This window comes from Bradyrhizobium sp. USDA 4541 (assembly GCF_024171085.1).
GTDB classification, from domain to species: domain Bacteria; phylum Pseudomonadota; class Alphaproteobacteria; order Rhizobiales; family Xanthobacteraceae; genus Bradyrhizobium; species Bradyrhizobium australafricanum.
On the sequence record NZ_JALJZF010000001.1, the window covers coordinates 6,951,623 to 6,968,646 of the forward strand.

21 protein-coding genes are annotated in these 17,024 nt (G+C 62.2%); 7 read left to right on the top strand and 14 right to left on the bottom strand.

From position 1 onward, the window contains the following. Positions 1–84: 84 nt before the first annotated feature. The 5 genes from J2R80_RS33630 to J2R80_RS33655 all read right to left on the bottom strand — a co-directional run bounded on the left by J2R80_RS33630 (position 85) and on the right by J2R80_RS33655 (position 3,437). Complete coding sequence (locus J2R80_RS33630) at positions 85–1,035, bottom strand: sensor histidine kinase (RefSeq protein WP_246786704.1); 951 nt, start codon at positions 1,033–1,035, stop codon at positions 85–87. Positions 1,036–1,712: 677 nt separating this feature from the next. Next, complete coding sequence (locus tag J2R80_RS33640; RefSeq protein WP_076826395.1) at positions 1,713–2,099, bottom strand: response regulator; 387 nt, start codon at positions 2,097–2,099, stop codon at positions 1,713–1,715. A gap of 79 nt (positions 2,100–2,178) precedes the next feature. After that, positions 2,179–2,541 (bottom strand): PRC-barrel domain-containing protein, encoded by a 363-nt coding sequence (locus J2R80_RS33645; protein WP_253640101.1) that lies wholly within the window; start codon positions 2,539–2,541, stop codon positions 2,179–2,181. Between the two features lie 329 nt (positions 2,542–2,870). Then, positions 2,871–3,200, bottom strand: a complete 330-nt coding sequence (locus J2R80_RS33650) for a hypothetical protein (protein WP_375162615.1) — start codon at positions 3,198–3,200, stop codon at positions 2,871–2,873. Between the two features lie 36 nt (positions 3,201–3,236). Continuing rightward, positions 3,237–3,437 carry a hypothetical protein gene (locus J2R80_RS33655; RefSeq protein WP_141343189.1) on the bottom strand — a complete coding sequence of 67 codons (201 nt, stop codon included), beginning with the start codon at positions 3,435–3,437 and terminating at the stop codon, positions 3,237–3,239. Positions 3,438–3,969: 532 nt separating this feature from the next. On the opposite strand from J2R80_RS33655, the gene J2R80_RS33660 reads away from it, so the two are divergent. Then, positions 3,970–4,218, top strand: coding sequence for a hypothetical protein (locus tag J2R80_RS33660; protein ID WP_141343188.1), 249 nt, complete (start codon positions 3,970–3,972; stop codon positions 4,216–4,218). Between the two features lie 111 nt (positions 4,219–4,329). Here the strand turns inward: J2R80_RS33660 and J2R80_RS33665 are convergent, their stop codons facing one another. Further along, the gene (locus J2R80_RS33665; RefSeq protein ID WP_141343187.1) at positions 4,330–5,757 is read right to left on the bottom strand and encodes a TAXI family TRAP transporter solute-binding subunit; all 1,428 of its coding nucleotides are present in this window, start codon (positions 5,755–5,757) and stop codon (positions 4,330–4,332) included. A 79-nt stretch (positions 5,758–5,836) separates the two neighbouring features. Here J2R80_RS33665 and J2R80_RS33670 point away from each other — a divergent pair, with 79 nt between their 5' ends. Further along, positions 5,837–5,995, top strand: coding sequence for a hypothetical protein (locus J2R80_RS33670; protein ID WP_159109475.1), 159 nt, complete (start codon positions 5,837–5,839; stop codon positions 5,993–5,995). A 103-nt stretch (positions 5,996–6,098) separates the two neighbouring features. Here the strand turns inward: J2R80_RS33670 and J2R80_RS33675 are convergent, their stop codons facing one another. Then, positions 6,099–6,416: a hypothetical protein gene (locus tag J2R80_RS33675; protein WP_141343186.1), complete on the bottom strand. Its 318-nt coding sequence runs from the start codon at positions 6,414–6,416 to the stop codon at positions 6,099–6,101. 24 nt (positions 6,417–6,440) lie between these two features. Beyond that, a complete protein-coding gene (locus J2R80_RS33680; protein ID WP_141343185.1) occupies positions 6,441–7,553 on the bottom strand; it encodes a DUF1236 domain-containing protein in 1,113 nt (370 codons plus the stop codon). A 225-nt stretch (positions 7,554–7,778) separates the two neighbouring features. Between J2R80_RS33680 and J2R80_RS33685 the strand changes: the two genes are divergently transcribed. Then, complete coding sequence (locus J2R80_RS33685; RefSeq protein ID WP_057017197.1) at positions 7,779–8,006, top strand: hypothetical protein; 228 nt, start codon at positions 7,779–7,781, stop codon at positions 8,004–8,006. A gap of 253 nt (positions 8,007–8,259) precedes the next feature. On the opposite strand, the gene J2R80_RS33690 is transcribed toward J2R80_RS33685, so the two are convergent. From J2R80_RS33690 to J2R80_RS33705, 4 genes are all read right to left on the bottom strand, one after another. Next, a complete protein-coding gene (locus J2R80_RS33690) occupies positions 8,260–8,772 on the bottom strand; it encodes a PRC-barrel domain-containing protein (protein WP_057017196.1) in 513 nt (170 codons plus the stop codon). Between the two features lie 147 nt (positions 8,773–8,919). Beyond that, on the bottom strand, positions 8,920–9,126 hold the full coding sequence (locus tag J2R80_RS33695; protein WP_141343184.1) for a hypothetical protein: 207 nt from the start codon (positions 9,124–9,126) through the stop codon (positions 8,920–8,922). Between the two features lie 21 nt (positions 9,127–9,147). Further along, on the bottom strand, positions 9,148–10,248 hold the full coding sequence (locus tag J2R80_RS33700; protein ID WP_141343183.1) for a glycosyltransferase family 4 protein: 1,101 nt from the start codon (positions 10,246–10,248) through the stop codon (positions 9,148–9,150). 129 nt (positions 10,249–10,377) lie between these two features. Beyond that, positions 10,378–10,587, bottom strand: coding sequence for a hypothetical protein (locus J2R80_RS33705; RefSeq protein WP_141343182.1), 210 nt, complete (start codon positions 10,585–10,587; stop codon positions 10,378–10,380). A gap of 860 nt (positions 10,588–11,447) precedes the next feature. Here J2R80_RS33705 and J2R80_RS33710 point away from each other — a divergent pair. After that, positions 11,448–11,855: a hypothetical protein gene (locus J2R80_RS33710; RefSeq protein ID WP_159109474.1), complete on the top strand. Its 408-nt coding sequence runs from the start codon at positions 11,448–11,450 to the stop codon at positions 11,853–11,855. A gap of 658 nt (positions 11,856–12,513) precedes the next feature. Beyond that, a complete protein-coding gene (locus J2R80_RS33715; protein WP_253587184.1) occupies positions 12,514–12,954 on the top strand; it encodes a hypothetical protein in 441 nt (146 codons plus the stop codon). A gap of 137 nt (positions 12,955–13,091) precedes the next feature. On the opposite strand, the gene J2R80_RS33720 is transcribed toward J2R80_RS33715, so the two are convergent. Beyond that, the gene (locus J2R80_RS33720) at positions 13,092–13,736 is read right to left on the bottom strand and encodes a response regulator transcription factor (RefSeq protein ID WP_253587185.1); all 645 of its coding nucleotides are present in this window, start codon (positions 13,734–13,736) and stop codon (positions 13,092–13,094) included. Positions 13,737–13,808: 72 nt separating this feature from the next. On the opposite strand from J2R80_RS33720, the gene J2R80_RS33725 reads away from it, so the two are divergent. Further along, complete coding sequence (locus J2R80_RS33725) at positions 13,809–15,155, top strand: ATP-binding protein (protein WP_309143531.1); 1,347 nt, start codon at positions 13,809–13,811, stop codon at positions 15,153–15,155. Between the two features lie 462 nt (positions 15,156–15,617). After that, positions 15,618–15,902 (top strand): hypothetical protein, encoded by a 285-nt coding sequence (locus J2R80_RS33730; protein ID WP_141340134.1) that lies wholly within the window; start codon positions 15,618–15,620, stop codon positions 15,900–15,902. Positions 15,903–16,635: 733 nt separating this feature from the next. Here the strand turns inward: J2R80_RS33730 and J2R80_RS33735 are convergent. Further along, entirely contained in the window at positions 16,636–16,884 is a 249-nt protein-coding gene (locus J2R80_RS33735; RefSeq protein WP_057017190.1) for a hypothetical protein, read from the bottom strand. Between the last annotated feature and the right edge of the window lie 140 nt (positions 16,885–17,024).

Below are 17,024 nucleotides of genomic sequence, written 5' to 3' on the forward strand. Positions count from 1 at the left end.
AGGTGCAAGAAGGACTTGGTGCACCGGCTCCTGACGCAATGCCAATTCCCCTTCAGATGGACCTGTCCCTAGCGATAAGGAATGCTAACGCGGATGCGCCCGCACCTGGACGCGCAGACCCGGGTCCAGCCGTTCGTATGTGATTTCGCCCTCGAGCTGCTGAGTGAGCAGGTGCACGATGCGGGAGCCCAGTCCGCCCGGCTCTGCTCCCTCCCGCAGGCCAATGCCATTATCGGACGCCGACAGCTCGATGCCGTCTCCTTTCGACAAAGAAACAACGACGTTTCCTGGCCTGTCGCCAGGAAAAGCATACTTCAGCGAGTTCGTGACCAATTCGTTCGTGATCATGCCGAGCGCAAGCGCGTGGTTGTTCGGCAGGAGAATGTCCTCGCAGACCACCTGGAAGGCAACCGGCCCAGATGGAGCCAAGGACTGGAAGACCTTCTCAACCACGTCATTTAGGAAGTAGCGCATGTTGACCGAGCGCGAGTCCTCCTTGAGCGCAAGATGGTCGTAGACCTCCGCCATCACCTGCACCCTGCGGGCGGTGGCTTCCAGCGCAGCCGCGACCTCCGGCCCGCCGTGCCTTGCCTCCAGCCGGATCATGCCGCCAAGGATTGCGAGATTGTTTTTCGTCCGGTGCGCCATCTCCTGCAGCAGCAAGGTCTTGGTCTTGTCCGCCTGCATGACGCGTCGGAGTTCCGCGCGCTGAAATTCGGCGACGATGGCTGTCCCGGCGGCGGTGATCGCGAACAGTGCATTCGTCGCGAGGAAATCGATGCCGAAGCCACCTGCGTAGCTGAGGTAGGCGCCCACGCCGATAGCGATGAAGGCCGCGAATATTCCAGAGCCGCGATCGAAGATCAGGCCCGAGAGAAAAACGCCGGGCAAAAGCAGGAAATATCCAGGCGCCCCGGTCTGAGTCTGCAGCGCCGTCTGCAGCACGGCGCACACCACCATGATGCAGGCGGAGATGCCGTACCGGACCGGGCTTGGAAGCCGGTGCTCCAGAACCAGGGGGTAAAGCCTGTTCATTGGATCCCAACCGCGGGCTTGCCGTTCAGTTGCTCATGCACAGTGTTCCCACCGTCGCTGCATCATCGCAAGCCGAATCGGACCTTGCGGATCTTCAGATTTTCTGGCTGTTCAGGCCTTAGATGTCTCGCTGCCGCCTCGCGGGCCAATCGTTCCGCCTTCAGGCACTCCCGGTTCGCATGGAACGCCTGCTGGGCGCGTTCATACTCGACACCGCCACTTTGGCATCCGCGTCACTAAAGACCTTTCGAGCTTCTCCTTCGGTCGGGGTCGGCATTCTCCGCTCCGATATGCGATTGCTCATTGCTCATTGCCCCTCCTCCGAGGGTCCTCGCCCAATAATGTGCATCAGGACCGCCAACCCTGATGGGCAGGCTTTCTCCCGGCGAAGCCTTAGGGGGAGTGCGCCGGGTGGGAAGTGATTCGACGCGCGGTAAGCCCGTTCGTTCCATGGGGCCCGTGACACAGGCAGACTTCCCCTGCGGCCTGGCCGTCGGCTTTTCACTGGGGCCTCATTCGCGGCCTTCTTGCCTTGATCGGCATCAGCATTTTCTTCTGCCCGCTTGATGCCTTGCGCGGCTTCTTGGCGAGGTTGGGCCCCGATCGCCAGTGCCCTCACGGCATAGCCACCATCTGCGGGCTCGACCGAAGGATCGGAAGCTCACAATGATCCCGGTTCAACCCGGCGAGAGGCCGGTATCGAGTAGCTGCGAGACGGCCGCAGCCAATTGCGCGGGCGTAAAGGGCTTCTCGATTAGGACGCTGCCATCGACACTCTGCGATTTCCAGTCTGGCGCGCTGGCGCTCGTCATGTAGATGACAGGAAAGCCAGGCGTGATTTCCCTGATCTGCCGCGCCAGCTCCCATCCGCTGATGCCGCTACCCAGGTTGACGTCCGTCAGCAACGCCCGACACCCCTCTCGCCCATCGCGAAAGGTGGATAGGGCCACCTCCCCCGAATGGACCGAGCAAGCCTCGAAACCGCCGTCGCACAAGGCGTCCTCGATGAAGCTGCAGATCAGAGCTTCATCGTCCACGACCAGAACGCGAATTGCAGCACTCACTTTTAAGTCTCCATCGGGACCAAGGCGGAAAGGCGGGTGGGTCTCGCGTAACGGCAGGGTCGTGGCCCCGAGTGCCGCCTCAAGCCACCGGCACACCGTAATAGGCATTCACCGCCCGCGTGGTCGCGGGGTCACTCCAGTTCCAACTGCTCTCATCGGCATATTTGGGAGCGCCGCGGAGCTGGTCGTGGGTGATGCCGGTGACGTAGCCGCCAAGGTTGGTGTCGTATTTCAGTGCCTGCCACGGCAGCGGATAGTGATCATCACCGATGCCGAGCAGACCGCCGAAGCTCAGCACCGCGTAGGATACCTTGCCGCTGATCTTGTCGATCATGACGCGTTCGATGTAGCCGGCCTTTTCGCCGTCGGCCCCGTACACGTTGGAGCCCTCGACCTTGTCACTTCCGATCAAGCTGAACGTCTCGCGATCTTCCATGGCCATGTTGACCTCCTGAAGTTTGTCTTCAGAAGTCAACCGGACGACCATGGCTCCGTTCCTTGGCTGAAGCCTCGGTGCCGTCGTTCTCGCCCTCCGGCAGCATTCGGCCGGGACGCGACCGCAACGCCTACCCCCGGGTCTAGGATTCCTGCCGCAGCGGAACGACGCACGGCGCGCCGCTCCCACCTTGCGATTGTGGGCCGGTGCGCAGCACGGTGATGAAAGTCTTCGAATTCCCCGAAGCGCCGCCAGTACGGCGGCCCGTGGCGGAGTCAGAAAGCCTTCGCCCGCGCCCGCTCCCGGACGGGTCGACGCCGCTGACGCCGTTGGGTCTAGCCCTCGCGGGTTGAGCCAGGAAGCGGAGATCTGGGCGCTGCAGGCGAAGACTCGGCCCGGGGTCCCTCGCTTCGCAGCTCTACGTCGGAAGGCCGGGCGGCTTCCATGAGCTCCAGCCCCGCGCGGCCCTTCTCTGTGATGCGCCAACCGCCGTTCAGGCGCTCCACCAGTCCTTGCGAGAAGATGTCGAGATCCGGCATGCGTGCGGCCGAGCGCTTGGTCCGCTCGCCCCAGTCCCGTCCGCTCGTCGCAAGGATCGCCAGGTCGCGCTTGAGGTCCGGCATGACGGCGAATCCGTCGGGATAGCTCACCAGGATCTTCAGCACCGTGACCTGGAAGTTCAGGCCACCCGCTCCCGCCCGCTATCGCCACATCGTCGGCGCGCCGTGAAGAGCCTCGCGGCCGACCTGCCTCAGCCGCTCGGGCGAGGTGTCGCCATTCGTCGCGGCTTCCAAAATACTTAAAGCTACGTGGGTGCGTGCGCCGGTCTCATAGCGCGACACGTCTTCGCAGACCTCGTCGAGGACGATACACAGAAGCGCGGTCATTGCCGGATCGAACATGAGGCCCCCAAAGGAAAAAGATTGTAACGCAATCACAATCACATGGGCGCCAAATTCAAAAGTGTTTAGCGCCCCAATATCCAGCCAAGTCTACACTCGAGATCCGGCTCGGCCAGCTCAGAAAGTGGCCGCACCGCAGTGCGGATTGAACCTGCCTTCGGTCAAGCTGTTGCGCGGGCCCCGGCGCCGAGGCATTGCGGACAACCAGCAACCAATGCCTGGTTTTCCCGTTGTCGAGCCGGGAAAGAAACGAGAAAGGAATGATCCGATGAGGAAGTTTGCAATGGTGGGGCGACCGGAGGCGTGATCGCCGGCGCGGTCATCGGAGGGCTTGCCTCCTCGGCGTATGCCTGGGGACCGGGTCCGGGCTACTATGACTACGGTCCAAGGTACAATGGCGCCGGGTACTAAGGCGGGCCATACGCCTACGACGACGCATACGATGCTCCGTAATCACGTGCCGAGATCTTTGGTTTCGGCGATGACCCACACACCGCCCTCGGGCCCATTCGCACTTTTGACGATACGGCCAATGTCGTTCGCGCCGATCTCGAGCTGCGCCGTGGCGCGTGCCCTATCCGATGGGTTCTTTGACAAGCAGATCGATGGGCGGATCGATGATCCCGCAGCGGGCTGGAAGGCTGTTCGGGTGGCTTCCGGCAACCGCACACCGTTTCATATCGAGGCTATCGACGCGCCACATCCGGGAGCGACGGACGCCACACTATCGAGCCCCCTGGTGGTCCAGTTCCAGCTTCGTCCGGACGCGCTGGCCCACTAATCCGCTGGTGACGTGCACACGCCCGAGTTCGCGTACTGTCACTTTTCAAGGTATCGAATGAAGGCAGCCGCAGAATCATTTTCCCAAGGTGCAGTTTTCTCATACGAGACCTTATCCCCGAGGCGGAAGGCTGTGACCCACTGCCGCGCCTCGAACCGGTTCAAGGGGACCTCGTTGCAACGCAGCTCGCCTTTCGACGATGGCATGGTTCAACAGTTCAAGCACCAGGCCAAAGGCTGCCAGCTCTTCTTCTTCGATGGCGGCATCATCGTAACTTTCGAGCGTTTCCGCGATGATTGCGTCAGCCTCGCGTTGCAGGGCCAGCAGTTCCTGGTTGGTTTCCGCGGTCCGCGCGCTGGAAACCATGGCCAGGAGCCTGTTGCGATGGCTGGTGTTTTCCTCCCTTTCGTCCCGATTCAAATAGCGACGCAACCAGGCGCCGGCCGAACCGATCGCGGAGAGGAGCAGGAGAGCGAACCAGAAGTAGTCGCCGTATCTGTCAAGAAAGCTGCGTTCGTTACCTTCGATGACGGCCGCCGCTCCCCGGTGCACGGGCAGCTCGGCATCTTTCTCGGTGTCAGGCTTGGTAATGTGTGCAGCCCCCGGCACTTGTCTGGCAATCGCCTGACGGACAGCGAATAATTGCCGGAAAAAGGCCGCCACCGTCGCTTCAGACAATGTCTTTCGCGCCACGATCAGATGGCTGACGCTGACCGTCTCAACCTTGTCATCAGGCCAAGCCGGATCGGCATTGAAGACGCCGGGCGGAATTTCCTCGGATTCATACCGCGGGTGCTTCAGGGCGATGGCTTCCGATGTCTCGATCGCGAGAAACTTCGGCGCGCCTCGCACGCGGGTCGTTGCAGCGATGGCGTCGGAGGTGATTTTGCTATCGAGCGGACCGACCGCCATGAATGCATCGAGGGTCGGGTCGCGTGCCAGCTCCTCGATGTGGTCCGTTCCAAAGTGCATAATCGCGACCTTGTCCGCCTGCACGCCGGAGGCGCTAAGGATAACCCGCAGGAAAGCAGCATTCGCCGGGGTCCGCCCGATTACGCCGACACGATGCCCTGCGAGATCGGCGATCTCCTTGATTTTCGGCGCGTGCTTTCTTTTGGAGGCCTTGCCCGCAAGTCCGGAAGGCGCCCACAGCACAACGAAGTTCTTACGCAGCGTGGCGACGGTCTGCGCGTCGGCGGGCATATCCAGGTCGCCGCGACCGACCGCAAGGTCGGCCTTCCCAGCACGAAGCAACGCGAGGGATTCGACCGCCCCGTCGGCTTTGATCGGGGACAGCCTGACAGTTCTGCTTTCGCTGGCGAAGGCATCGGCCATCGCCTCAACTACTTTGTGATCATCGCTTCCGGGAGGTCCAACTGCGATCCGGAGAACTTCCGGCCGCAGCGCATAATACAGTGCGCCCGCTGCGGCGCCAAAGACTAGAAATCCAACGGCCAGGACAAGCAGCAATGAATTGCTCCTTCTTCGCCGTCGGCGGGCAGCGTCATTGGTTTTATCTGTATCGCTTGGCGAGGACATGTGCCGCTGCCAGCCAGAGATCAAAGCGCGTCCTGCTTCCTAGGATATCTGCCGCGAGCGCTTGGTGGAAGAGCGAGTGATGAACAACAACCACGACACGCGCCGTCTTTCTTCGCCTGCAGCGGCGGACTCCTGGGTGCCGAGCAACTTCAGCGCAGTCTCGATCTTGGCGAGGAGCGAGCGCCTGGATTTCGGCTCGCTCGTTCGGGCCGAGACCGGCTTCGAGCCGCGCCGGTAATTGCTCTTTCTGTCCCAGGAGCTTCGCAATAGCAGACATCTCATCACCGCGAAAACGTAATCGACGGCGAAAGGGCCGCTCAGAGAGCGGCCCCATTTCTAGTTCACCAGCTCCGGGTGCCGAAGCTGAAACCGATGCTTGGGCCACCGCCGTAGTAGCCGTAGCCGCGATCGTAGTAGCCTGGACCATTGTAATAGCCGTAGCTGCGGCGAACCACGTAGCCGTCGTCTCCGCCGTAGTAGCGTTGGACATAGCGGGGACCGCGGGTCCGGTAGCAGCGGCCATACTCGTTACAGACAAGACGGACTTGCTCGATGCCCGCAGCCTCAGTCGACGCGATGGCTGCAGGTGCAAGAGGTGCCGCACTCGCAGACGACGCCATCAAGGTCGCGGTGAGAGCTCCAAGCGCGATGTTCTTCATGGATATTCTCCTTCCTTGGCGAGATCAGTCGATCTCTTCGATGATGCGACGTTCATGGGGTTCGACGATGTAGGTCCGGCTGTCCCGGTTGATGTACCGGTACTCGCGAAGGCTCGGAGCATCCCGATTGACCTCTTCGGGAAACGCTTCGATCTCCACGCCTTCCGGCACGCGCTCTCCGGTGCGGATCTCGGTACGAACCGAGCTGCCGGTGGTGGTGCGACGCTCGCGCTCGACCGGCCGCGCTTTGGCGTGCTTGCGGATGACCTCGCGGTCCTTGTCGCTGAAGGTCGTCTTGCGCTGTTCGGTGCGCGCCGGCGCGGCCGCCGTGGAGCGGCCCGAGTACGGCAGGACCGCGACGATCTTGTAGCTGGAGGGCTCCACGATCACGATCTCGTCCCTCACCAGCACGAAGTTGTAGCCCCGGTACTGGGGTACGATCTCGACGACCTCCGCAGGCAGCGGCTGCAGATGTACATCGCGCGGCACGGCCGTGCCGATCGACAACGAGAAATTCACGTTGTTGAGCGGTTGCACATCCAGGTGTGAAATCGACGTGCTGATCCGGGTCTGCTGCTGATCGTTGATGTTCACGGACGCGTTCACGTTCGTGCTCGACGAGCGATTGGCCGTGTTCTGGTGGCTGCTCGGCTGCCGGGCCGTGGTGGTCGGATTGCTACCCGTCGGAGACTGAGCCTGATTGGTGCCCGAAGCCGGTGGGTTCGCGCTCTGTGTCTGATTGTTCGCAGGCGGATTGGTCTGCGCCTGGTTCGAAGGCGGATTAGTCTGGTTGGAGGGCTGGCTCGTCTGCGCCTGGTTGGTAGAGTTGTTCGACGTGGGCGCCTGCGTGGTGTTGGTGCCCGTACCGGAGTTGGACGTTTGGCCTGCAGCGCTCTGGCCGGTCGCTGGCGGAGGCTGCGTCTGGGCCGCATTCGTCGAAGGGTTGGTCTGCGCGGATCCCGGAGCGGAGTTGGACGACGGTGTCGACGTCGAAGAGGACGGCGGCGTCGACGTGGAATCCTGTTGACGCTGCGTAGCCGACGGATTGGAGCTCGACGTGCTCGGAGAAGATTGTGCGAGAGCCGAAGTCGCGAGCGCAACTGCGGCGGTCGTAGCCAACAATAAACGCTTGTTCATCTGAAATCCTCCTAATTGGTCGCCGAACAACACCGGACGAAGGGCCAGGTTCCAGAACGGGAAGTTTCGGCAAATCGGCTGAGACGGCGCCGGTGGAAATTCTTGTCGCCGCGAGAAATCAGTCTCGCGACATGAGCGGTGTGCCTTCCGACTGCCGGGAAGAAACGGAACTTCGCGCCCGCCTGCCCGTTGGCAGTGACTACTTAGAAGCCATTGGAGGAGTCAATGAAGAAGCTGATCGTGTGCGGCGGCCTCGCCGCCTTCGCCCTCGGCACCCAGGCCGCCAGCGCCGCCGAGTTCTACATCGTTCGTGATGCAACGACCAAAAAGTGCACCGTTGTCGACACCAAGCCGACGACGACCACGACGACGGTCGTGGGCGACGGCGTCTACAAGACCAAGACGGAAGCCGAGTCCGCCGTGAAGACCACCAAGGTCTGCACCGAACAGTAAACGGCCATCGCATTGCCGAGCCGGCCTCGCGAAAACGTTCTGAAGGCCATTGGAGGAGAAAATGCTTGTACTGACTTTATGGGCCGTTCCCCGGTGCTCGTTGTTGGCGGCGTCGGCTATTGGATAGTTCACATGCACTGAGCGAACAGTCCGCATGAAAGGCTCGCCCGCAAACCGGGCGATTTTTTTGGACCATTGGGCCCGGCAGAAAAAGGGCCCAGCGGGGGCCCTCTTTCCGTGAGTTCTCGCCGCACTAATTGTAGTCCGAGTATTTGAACTGCGGGAGCGCCTTCAATTGCTCCTTGTTGCCGCTCATGACCGCGTGGTCCGGGACCCAATCGTTCGCGTTGCGGTTCGTCGTATTCGTCGAAGCCGCGCCGGTGGTGGTGTCGCGCGAGTTGGTCGACGTGCTGCTCGAGCTGGTCCGGACCGGCTCTTCGACGAACTTCAGCTTGTCCATCGAGACGGCGATGTCGTGCTCGCCCATGCCCAGAAAGCCGCCGATACCGATCACCACCGCGTTGATCTTGCCGCTCTTGTCGACGAGCAGCTCGTTGATGTCTCCGAGCTTCTCGTTGGCCTCGTTGTAGACGTTCAGGCCTATCAGCTTCGAAGCGCGCCAATTTCCCTTGAGCGCCATCTTCGCATCGGCCGGCTGGGCCGTGACCGCCGGCGCGGCGCGATCGGCGGGCTGGGTGGATTGCGCGAACGCGCCGCCGCCGATCACGGCAGTGCCAAGCAGAGCGACGGCAAGAAAGCTTTTCATCGATTATCTCCTCCAACGTGAGCCGCACCCGTTCAAGATGCCGGGCCCCAACGCCCGCGATTGCCACTTGTTCCTGATCGCTCCTTTCAGTCGAAACGGGGCGCAAAGGATTCTACCCATGCTTGATGGGGGTCAGGATCCGGTCCACTAACGATGTTCGGTGCTCACGAGCCGGACGACAATTCCTTTGCCTTGGGAGTGAAGGCAAAGCTGCCAAACCTCATTCGAACAGTCTTCCGCTTGCCTTGCGGAGTCGCCGGCCTGCTGGACCTCCGGCTGTGGAGGAGGCACTTCGTCCGCAAGGGCGGCCGTCGCGAGAAGAACAAAAGCCGCCGTGGAAAGAATGGTTTTCATGCGAGCCTCCTGATCGGCGACTCAACGAAGAGACTCTGAAGCCGTGCCGACTTCCGGGCGCGATATGGTTGACCCCGTCTCGAATCCTTCGCGTCCTCCGCGGCCGAGCAGCTCGCGATATCGGCGTTCGTACTCCTTCACCATCCGACTTGCGGCGAAGCGCTCCTCGAACCGGGCGCGGACCACTCTTCTGTCCAGCCGGCCCAGTTCGTTCACTGCCCTGATCGCCTGGTCCTCGTTATCCACGATAAAGCCGGTGACGCCGTCTTCCACCACTTCGGGCACCGAGCCGGCTCGGTAGGCAATCACAGGTGTCCCGCACGCCATCGCTTCGATCATGACGAGCCCGAACGGCTCCGGCCACGCGATCGGAAACAGCAACGCGGCGGCCCCGGCGAGGAACGGCTGCTTCCCGATTTCGTCCACTTCGCCGACAAGTTGGATCTCCCCGCCATCGATGTTCGGCTCGAGCTTCTTCTTGAAGTAGGCCGTCTCCGAGCGCGGTATCTTGGCCGCTATCCGCAGCGGCGTCCGCGCGGCGCGTGCGATGCGTATGGCGGCCTCCGGTCCCTTGTCCGCCGTCAGCCGCCCGAGGAAGGCCAGGTACGAACCACGTTCGCAGGACGGCCTAAACAGATCATTGGGCAGCCCATGCTGGATCGTCGCGATCCAGTTCGCATCCGGAAGTGGTCGACGCTGGTCGTCGGAAATCGCGACGAAGGCCGCGTCTGGGAAAGCCCCGATCACATCGGACAGCCCGGGAAGGTCGAGCCGGCCGTGCATTGTCGTCAGGAACGGCACGCCGGTCCGGCTTAGCACCGGAAGAGGCAACCAGTCGACGTGGGAGTGGATCACGTCGAAATCGCCCGCGCGATCGGCGATGGCTTCGATCAGCAGCGCGCATGCGGCGTTCGGATCCGTTCCCCTTCGCCCCAGGCGCAGCGCACGCGGCCAGACAGGATGGAGCTTTCCCTTTGTCTTCGAATCCCCGCTCGCGAACAGGGTGACGTCGTGTCCGAGCTCGACCAGTTCGTCGACAAGCCAGGCGATCACGCGCTCCGTGCCGCCATAGAGCTTCGGCGGAACGCTCTCGGCCAATGGAGCAAGCTGGGCGATCCGCATGCTAGGCCCCGACCACGGACTGCATGGCAATCACAACGACCGCGGAACTGAGGTATGAAATCGCTAGCAGCGTCCAACTGGGCTTTGTGCTTTCGCAGACCATCCGCGCGACGAACATCTTCACGCCCGTCAACCTTCGTCTTCGGGAGGCTGGTGCAAGTAGGCTATCCCGAAGCTGGCGAGATCTTCGGCATCGCTCTCTCGCTCTTCCCGTCTCCTGTGCAAATAGCGCTCGAGCAGGCAGCGGCGGCTGTGGTGAACGTCAACGTCAGGGTGCGCCGCCCGGTACACGATCCAGGCCGTCTCTGCCGCCCTTCTCACCGTGACTTCGTCGACCATCCTCACGCTCCAAGCGACCGCATCCAGTCGCTGCCAACTCAGCGCGATGGCAAAAGTTTCCAATTTTCTCCGAATCTTCGACCTTTGGTGGAGAAGCGCTCGAAAGGCCGATCAGAAAGCTTTCGCCCGCGCGTGATCGCGGATCCGATTCAGCGCAATGATCTGGCCATCACGGCCCCTAAGGACGGCTCCGCAAAAGCCGGTCGACGGCGCGAACAGTGTCATAGACGGTGGATTTCTTGTGACGAAGGCACGCAGCTAGCGCGTCGATTCTCCGCCGCAGGTGATCAACCAGCCGCTTCGCACCGACAGTCATGCAGCCCCCAAGGCACTTGGACACTTCGAGTTGAGAATAGAGGCGCCGTCAATTGCGTCCCTCGTGTTCGGCGGAGTAAAACGCCGCGGAGACCTCGAGCGGTGCCAGAAGATATGGCGCCGTCAAAACTCCTGCGTAAAAAGTAGCGCGAGACGATCGGCTTAATCAGCTTGACGGTCGCTCGGGTCGCCGGACGCCATTGACCGTCGGCGGGTTGATCATCGCGACCATACGAACATTGTTTCCGGTGGCCATCCGTCAGCGAGCGGCTTCGAACGCCACCATGGCGCCCTTGCATTTGCCGCCCAAAAGGAAAGGACCGCTGGCTTGCCGCTCCAGGATAAGCGGAAGGCGAACCAAGGAGCTGGCGCGCGCCCGGGCGGTGACCACGATCCATGCCACCCGAGCGGCCGAGAAGCGCGCCGCAGGCGAGGCGCTAAGCTGACGTTGAAGCCGACGTGCCGACCAGCACCAGGCAGGCCGGCGCCACTGGCATGGTCCTGACTCGACGAAAACCAAAAGCATCGCATACCAGGCGAGGGTCGTGCCGATCAGGAGCCGCGCCGAGGCGGACGCTGTCGATTCGCGGCTGCCGCATGCGACTTATGGCGGGTTTCATCAGCCGGCCGGCAGCCGCGCCGGCGGCGGCGCCCGCATGTTGCCGGTTTTTCCCGCCTCCAGGAACGAACCGGTTTCTGCAACGTTCACCGTCCGAGGCAAACACGGAGTGGCTGAGATGGGCGCTGGCGACCAGGTCGCATCCATGTCGGTGGTGGCATTTTTCTCGCTTGCACTGATCGTGATATCGAACCAGTTCGTCCAATCGAGGGCGACAAAGAATCTGGCGATGCCTGCCGCGGCAACAGTTGCCGCTCCGTCTAGCGCAGGCAATAGCCCTCATCCCGTTTCAGAGCCGGCAGCCATCGTGTGGTTTGAGAAAGCAGCCGGTTGACTTGTTTGATCAACATTCCCTACCGCGCCAAACGCACGGTCGGCGCACTTTCCCGTTCGCCGCGACCCGGCACAATGATTGGCTCCGGCGCAGCGGGGAACCGCGCCGGAGCCTTTGGGGAAGTTGATTGCGTACGTTTAAGCAGGTTATCAACCGCCACCGAGGCAAATCGTTCCCAGCCATTTGCATATTTTTCCCGACATAAGGGACGGCAGCAAAACCGGGATGTTGGCGCAGCGGCAAAGGTTCCGACCTGAGGAGGTATGAGATGAGACCGCTCGGCGAGACGGCCGCGGGCGCCATCCTGGCGCTGGCCTCCTGACCGCGTCCGCGATCAGCGCATCGGCGGCGATCGCGTGCGCTGGGCGGGTGTGCTGGCACACCCATGAGACCTATGCTTATCCGCGTGAATTCCGCGTCGTGGTTCCGAGGACAATTGGCGCTGGGGGCCGCGAGGGATTCACCTTCCGCGAGCACGAAGGGCGCGGCTATTGGCGCGGCCGCAACTGGGTGACCTGGTGAGCGTACCGACGACGTGATGAGGCCGCCCGCGGGCGGCTGTTTCAGCGCATGCGATCGGCGAGGAACGTTTGCCATTTTCTCCCGTTGATCGGCGCCGGTGCCGATATGCGGTCCGGGATTGCGGTGAAGGTTGTTGATGCCTCTGGTCCGGTACTTTCTGTTCACAGGCGCGACGCTGCTCGGCCTGCTGCTTCTCACCGACTGGTATTTTTCAGCCCCGGCGCCAGTCACCGTCGCTCGCAACGACATCGATCGCACGATCATCCGCATTCGCTCGCAGCACAAATGGCCGGAGGCGATACGCATGGACACCAGCACCCCGCTCCCTGCCGCCGCGCCTGCCCCCACAGCTTCGGCGGCTGTCGCGGCGCCGGTCCCCGCTGCGCCGCCCGCGACGGTTGCGCAGGTTGATGCGTCGCGGGCAGCTCCGCCGGCGCGCCCCGAGCGCAGCGCGCGACACGCAAAGCCCACCCGGCAGGCGCAGCGCGAGAGACGCCAGCGACTTGCACAGCGCGGTCAGCGCTTCGCGAGCTATCGCGAGCCGGAATGGCAGGGCTGGTCGTTCCCGAACTGGTGAGCCGTGAAGCTCTTGCTTGAAGATTGCCGCTACCGGTGCGTTCGTCGCTTCGATTTGGCCTGATGAATGCCGCCTGGTGTACGGCAATGAAGAATTGTCCGCGTCACTGCACGCGACCAGTTCAATTTATGCAAGGATCAGCCAAGTTCCATTTCGACGGCGATCCGTACCAGGTCTGAGTGGTTCTTCGCGCCGAGCTTCTGCTTGAGCAGCGACGTGGCATTGGCGACAGTCTTGTAGGAGATGCCTAGCGCTGATGCGACTTCGACGATCTTGTCGCCGCGGCCGAGCAACCGCAAGATCTCCAGCTCCCGCGCCGACATCTGCGAGGCGGGGCTGGCCTTGATCGCGGCGCCGGCGAACGCGATCGCCTCCGCGAGATGCGGCGAAATGAACCGCTCGCCTGCCGCGACCTTGCGCACCGCCTTGACGAACAGGCGCGGATCGTCGCTCTTGGAGACATAGCCTTGCGCCCCCATCTCCACCGCTCGCACCACGAAAGCGGGATCGTCGTTCATGCTGAACATGATGATCCGGGCGACCGGGTCGTCTTTCCGGATCCTGCGCAGCAGCTCGAATCCGGAGACATCGGGAAGCTTGATGTCGATCACGGTCACGTCCGGCCGCTTCTGGGTAAAGGCGCGCAAGCCGGCCTTGGCATCGGCGGCCTCCTCGATTTTCACCGCCTTGTCGGAAGCAAACAGGGACCGGCAGCCCGACACCACCACCGGGTGGTCGTCGACGATCAATACTCTCATGGACGATTTGGAGGTATCGTGCATCATTCTCTCCCCTGCCTTTGATAGAACTTCGCGCGGAAATTGAAAGAGAAGAATCGCTGAACGGAGCCCGACGTGACAAGACTCTGGAACAGATTCTGGAACCACCTCTCACTTCGTGCCCGGCTGTTGCTGCCGATGGCCGCGATGGTGGTCGGCGCCTTGCTGCTCGGCGGCCTCGCCCTGCAGATCGTCTCCCCCGAGCAGTTCGAGAATGAGAACGCCCAGGCCGCGCGCTCCGCCGAGCTGGTGGCCAATGCGCTGAATGCCGCGCTCGCAGTCGCCGGCAATCCGCCGCAAACCCTCGACGCATTCGCGGACAAGCTCGGGAGGTCCGAGACCATCGCATTCGTGCCGCCTGGAACGCGGCCGCAGCGCAGCGCGGCGGACCGCCACCGCGGCAACATTCCCGCGTGGTTCACTGCCCTGCTCGAGGTTCCGGAGCTCGGCTCCACGCATCCGATCAGGATCGGAGCGTCGCATGTCGGGGACATCGTCTTCAGTCCCGATCTGTCGCCGGACATCGAGGAGAAATGGGCGGGCTTCGTTGCGATCGTCTCGTCGAGCTCGGCGCTGATGCTGCTCGCCGCGCTGAGCGCCTATTTCACGACCGGCGCGGCGCTTCGGCCGCTGGCTCAACTCGGCGCCGGATTGACCCGGATGCGAAACGGCGATTACGTCGCCGCCATTCCGCTGGCCGGCCCTCCGGAGATCCGCGAGAGCTGTGCGGAAGCCAATCAGCTTGCAGTGACGCTGAGGCGGCTTAGCCAAGACAATCGGAACCTGCTGCGCAAGATCGTCGCCGTGCAGGACGAGGAGCGCCGCGAGCTCGCCCGGGAGCTACATGACGAGATGGGCCCGCTTCTGTTCGCGATCCGCGCCAACGCTACCGCGCTGTCGGATCCCGAGACGGAGGGCCCGCCCGAGCCGGGTTCGCCGGCGCATGGCATCCTCAGCGCAGCCGAAGCCTTGCAACAGGCGAATAGGCGCGTCCTCGAGGGACTGAGCCCGCTTTATGTTGCGGATCTTGGATTAGCCGCAAGCGTACAGACGTTGCTGCGAAACGCCCGATCCCAGGCGCCCGGCCTCCGCGTGACATCCCGGCTCGACGATCGTCTGGATGAGCTCGATGCCCTGCTCTCGCAAACCGCGTACCGCGTTATCCAGGAGGGAGTGACCAATGCGCTCCGGCACGCTCACGCGACCACGATGGGCGTCGCCGCGATCGTCGACGGCGATCAAATTCAGCTCGAGATTTCGGACGACGGCATTGGCCTGCCGCCGGACCTGACCTTTGGGAGAGGCCTGACCGGCATGCACGAACGGGTGCGCGCGCTCGACGGAACGCTGCAGCTGGTCCGCGAGCAAGGCCAGACCATCGTGCGTTGCCGAATTCCACTCCAGAACCATGTTGCGCGATAAGGACGCGTCATCACCGCGAGGAAGGGGCGCACCGCATATGCGAAATCTTACCAAGGGTATCGAATACAAAGATGATCCGAACCCCTTGCCTTCATAGCTCAGATAATCCAGCACCCCGTCGTCCTGCGGCGTGATCTCTTCGAGCCCGAAGGCATCCGCGGCCACCGGGACGATAAGCAAACCAAACGAACACGGCGACAAATTGAGGCCGGCTTCAGTTGGCGACCTCTTCGCAAAAACGGCCCCAGCGCAGTCCGAGCGCGTCGAGGCCGAGTTGGACCTTCGCATCCAGCGCGGCGCTAGCTGATCAGCAAGTTGGCGACCAATCCGACAAGGAAAGACCTGTTTGCCAAGCTGGCGGCACACCACCGGAGCTAGCTGATGAGGTCGAGCGGACCATGAAGGCCTCGGCCTAGGAAGTCCGCTAACCAGCGACGCGGGAGATTAAGGCCACCTCCGCAAGTGGCCTTGCATGGCTCCATTCCTACACCGGGACAATTTCCCGTAGCATTCCGGTACAAGGACCGCACATCGATTTGCTATCCTCTGCGTATGCCAAGCACCTTCACCCACAGGGGCGTCACCTTCGACGTAAAACGCCTATATGATGATCAGTTCGAGATCATCATTGAGATCGGCGGAGAAACGACCCGCCATACCGTGCGCACACGATTGGCAGAACTGGCAAAGCGCCGGGCCGAGATGCTGATCGATCGTAAGCTGAAAACAAAAATTAGGCCTGTGTAGGCCGCCCCAGTTGGCGGCCTCTAACAGAAAACGGCCCCAGCACCTTTGGGGGCCTTGAGACTGGTGCCGGGGCCAGTCGTCCTTTGATGAATCGGGACGTGACCCGAGGCTTTAAAACTAACACTGGTGTCAGAAATTGCTACTCCTTCCCGATGCGATTGGGTGTCTTAGTTTGTCGTTTGTCGCGGCAGTGCCCTATCTAGACGGCGTGATAAGAAAGGGCCCCAGCAGTGAAGCTGGGGCCAGTGTGCAGCTGGGCGTCTCAGTGCCTGTAGCGGTGCGGCACCGAACAGGGCGACAAATGCCAATGCTTGCGCTTCGTTCCTACTCATAAAAGAAACCCCAGCATCCGGATCATGCTGGGGCCAAGCTGGGTCGCCGAGCCGCTGTCCGCCAGGAAGCAACGGTCGTCGTTCTAGGGCTGAAAAAATACGAAATGAAAATTACCTGCCCTGTTGGTCGGATCATCCCAACGACGCTCCGGTCCGGAAATAAACCATGTGAATCCTGGCGAGACAATTTCCGCTTTTTCCCGAGACTTGACGCCACCTTCGATGGGGGTTTGAATTCACTTCTCGGCTCTCTCCAAGCCGAGAACCCTACCGCACAAGGCGAGGCCCCGGACGCGCCACGCCGGGGCCTCTGCTGCGGATTGGCAACAAGGGGCGAGCCCGCTCCCTTGTTGCGTGGAGTTGCGTCATGCGTCGGTCCCAGCTAGGCACCCTCGATCGTTTCATCGACGGATCAGACCATCTACCTGGTCGCCGACGATTTCGGGGCGATCGGCCGCGCGCGGCGCGAGGCCGACATCGTGGCGACCGACCTCGATTCGGCTGATCGGCTTCAACACCGCCGAGCGCTGGTCGGAAGACGTATCCGAAGACGTCGCCCGCGAAATCCAGCGCCGTTGCGATCTGCACAGACCAACGTGCCGACGGCCCTGCGGGGCTTTGTCGTTCGACATCTCGACGATCGGCTGCAACTGCCCCTGCGGCTTGTTTGACGCCTCAGAAATCGCGCAGAGCTGGCTGTTAGAGAACCGAAATAAAAAGTCAGGCTAAGCAGACATCTATTCGTAGGCGGCGCCTCTAGAAACGCTCTAATCTCACCTCTTTAGGCATG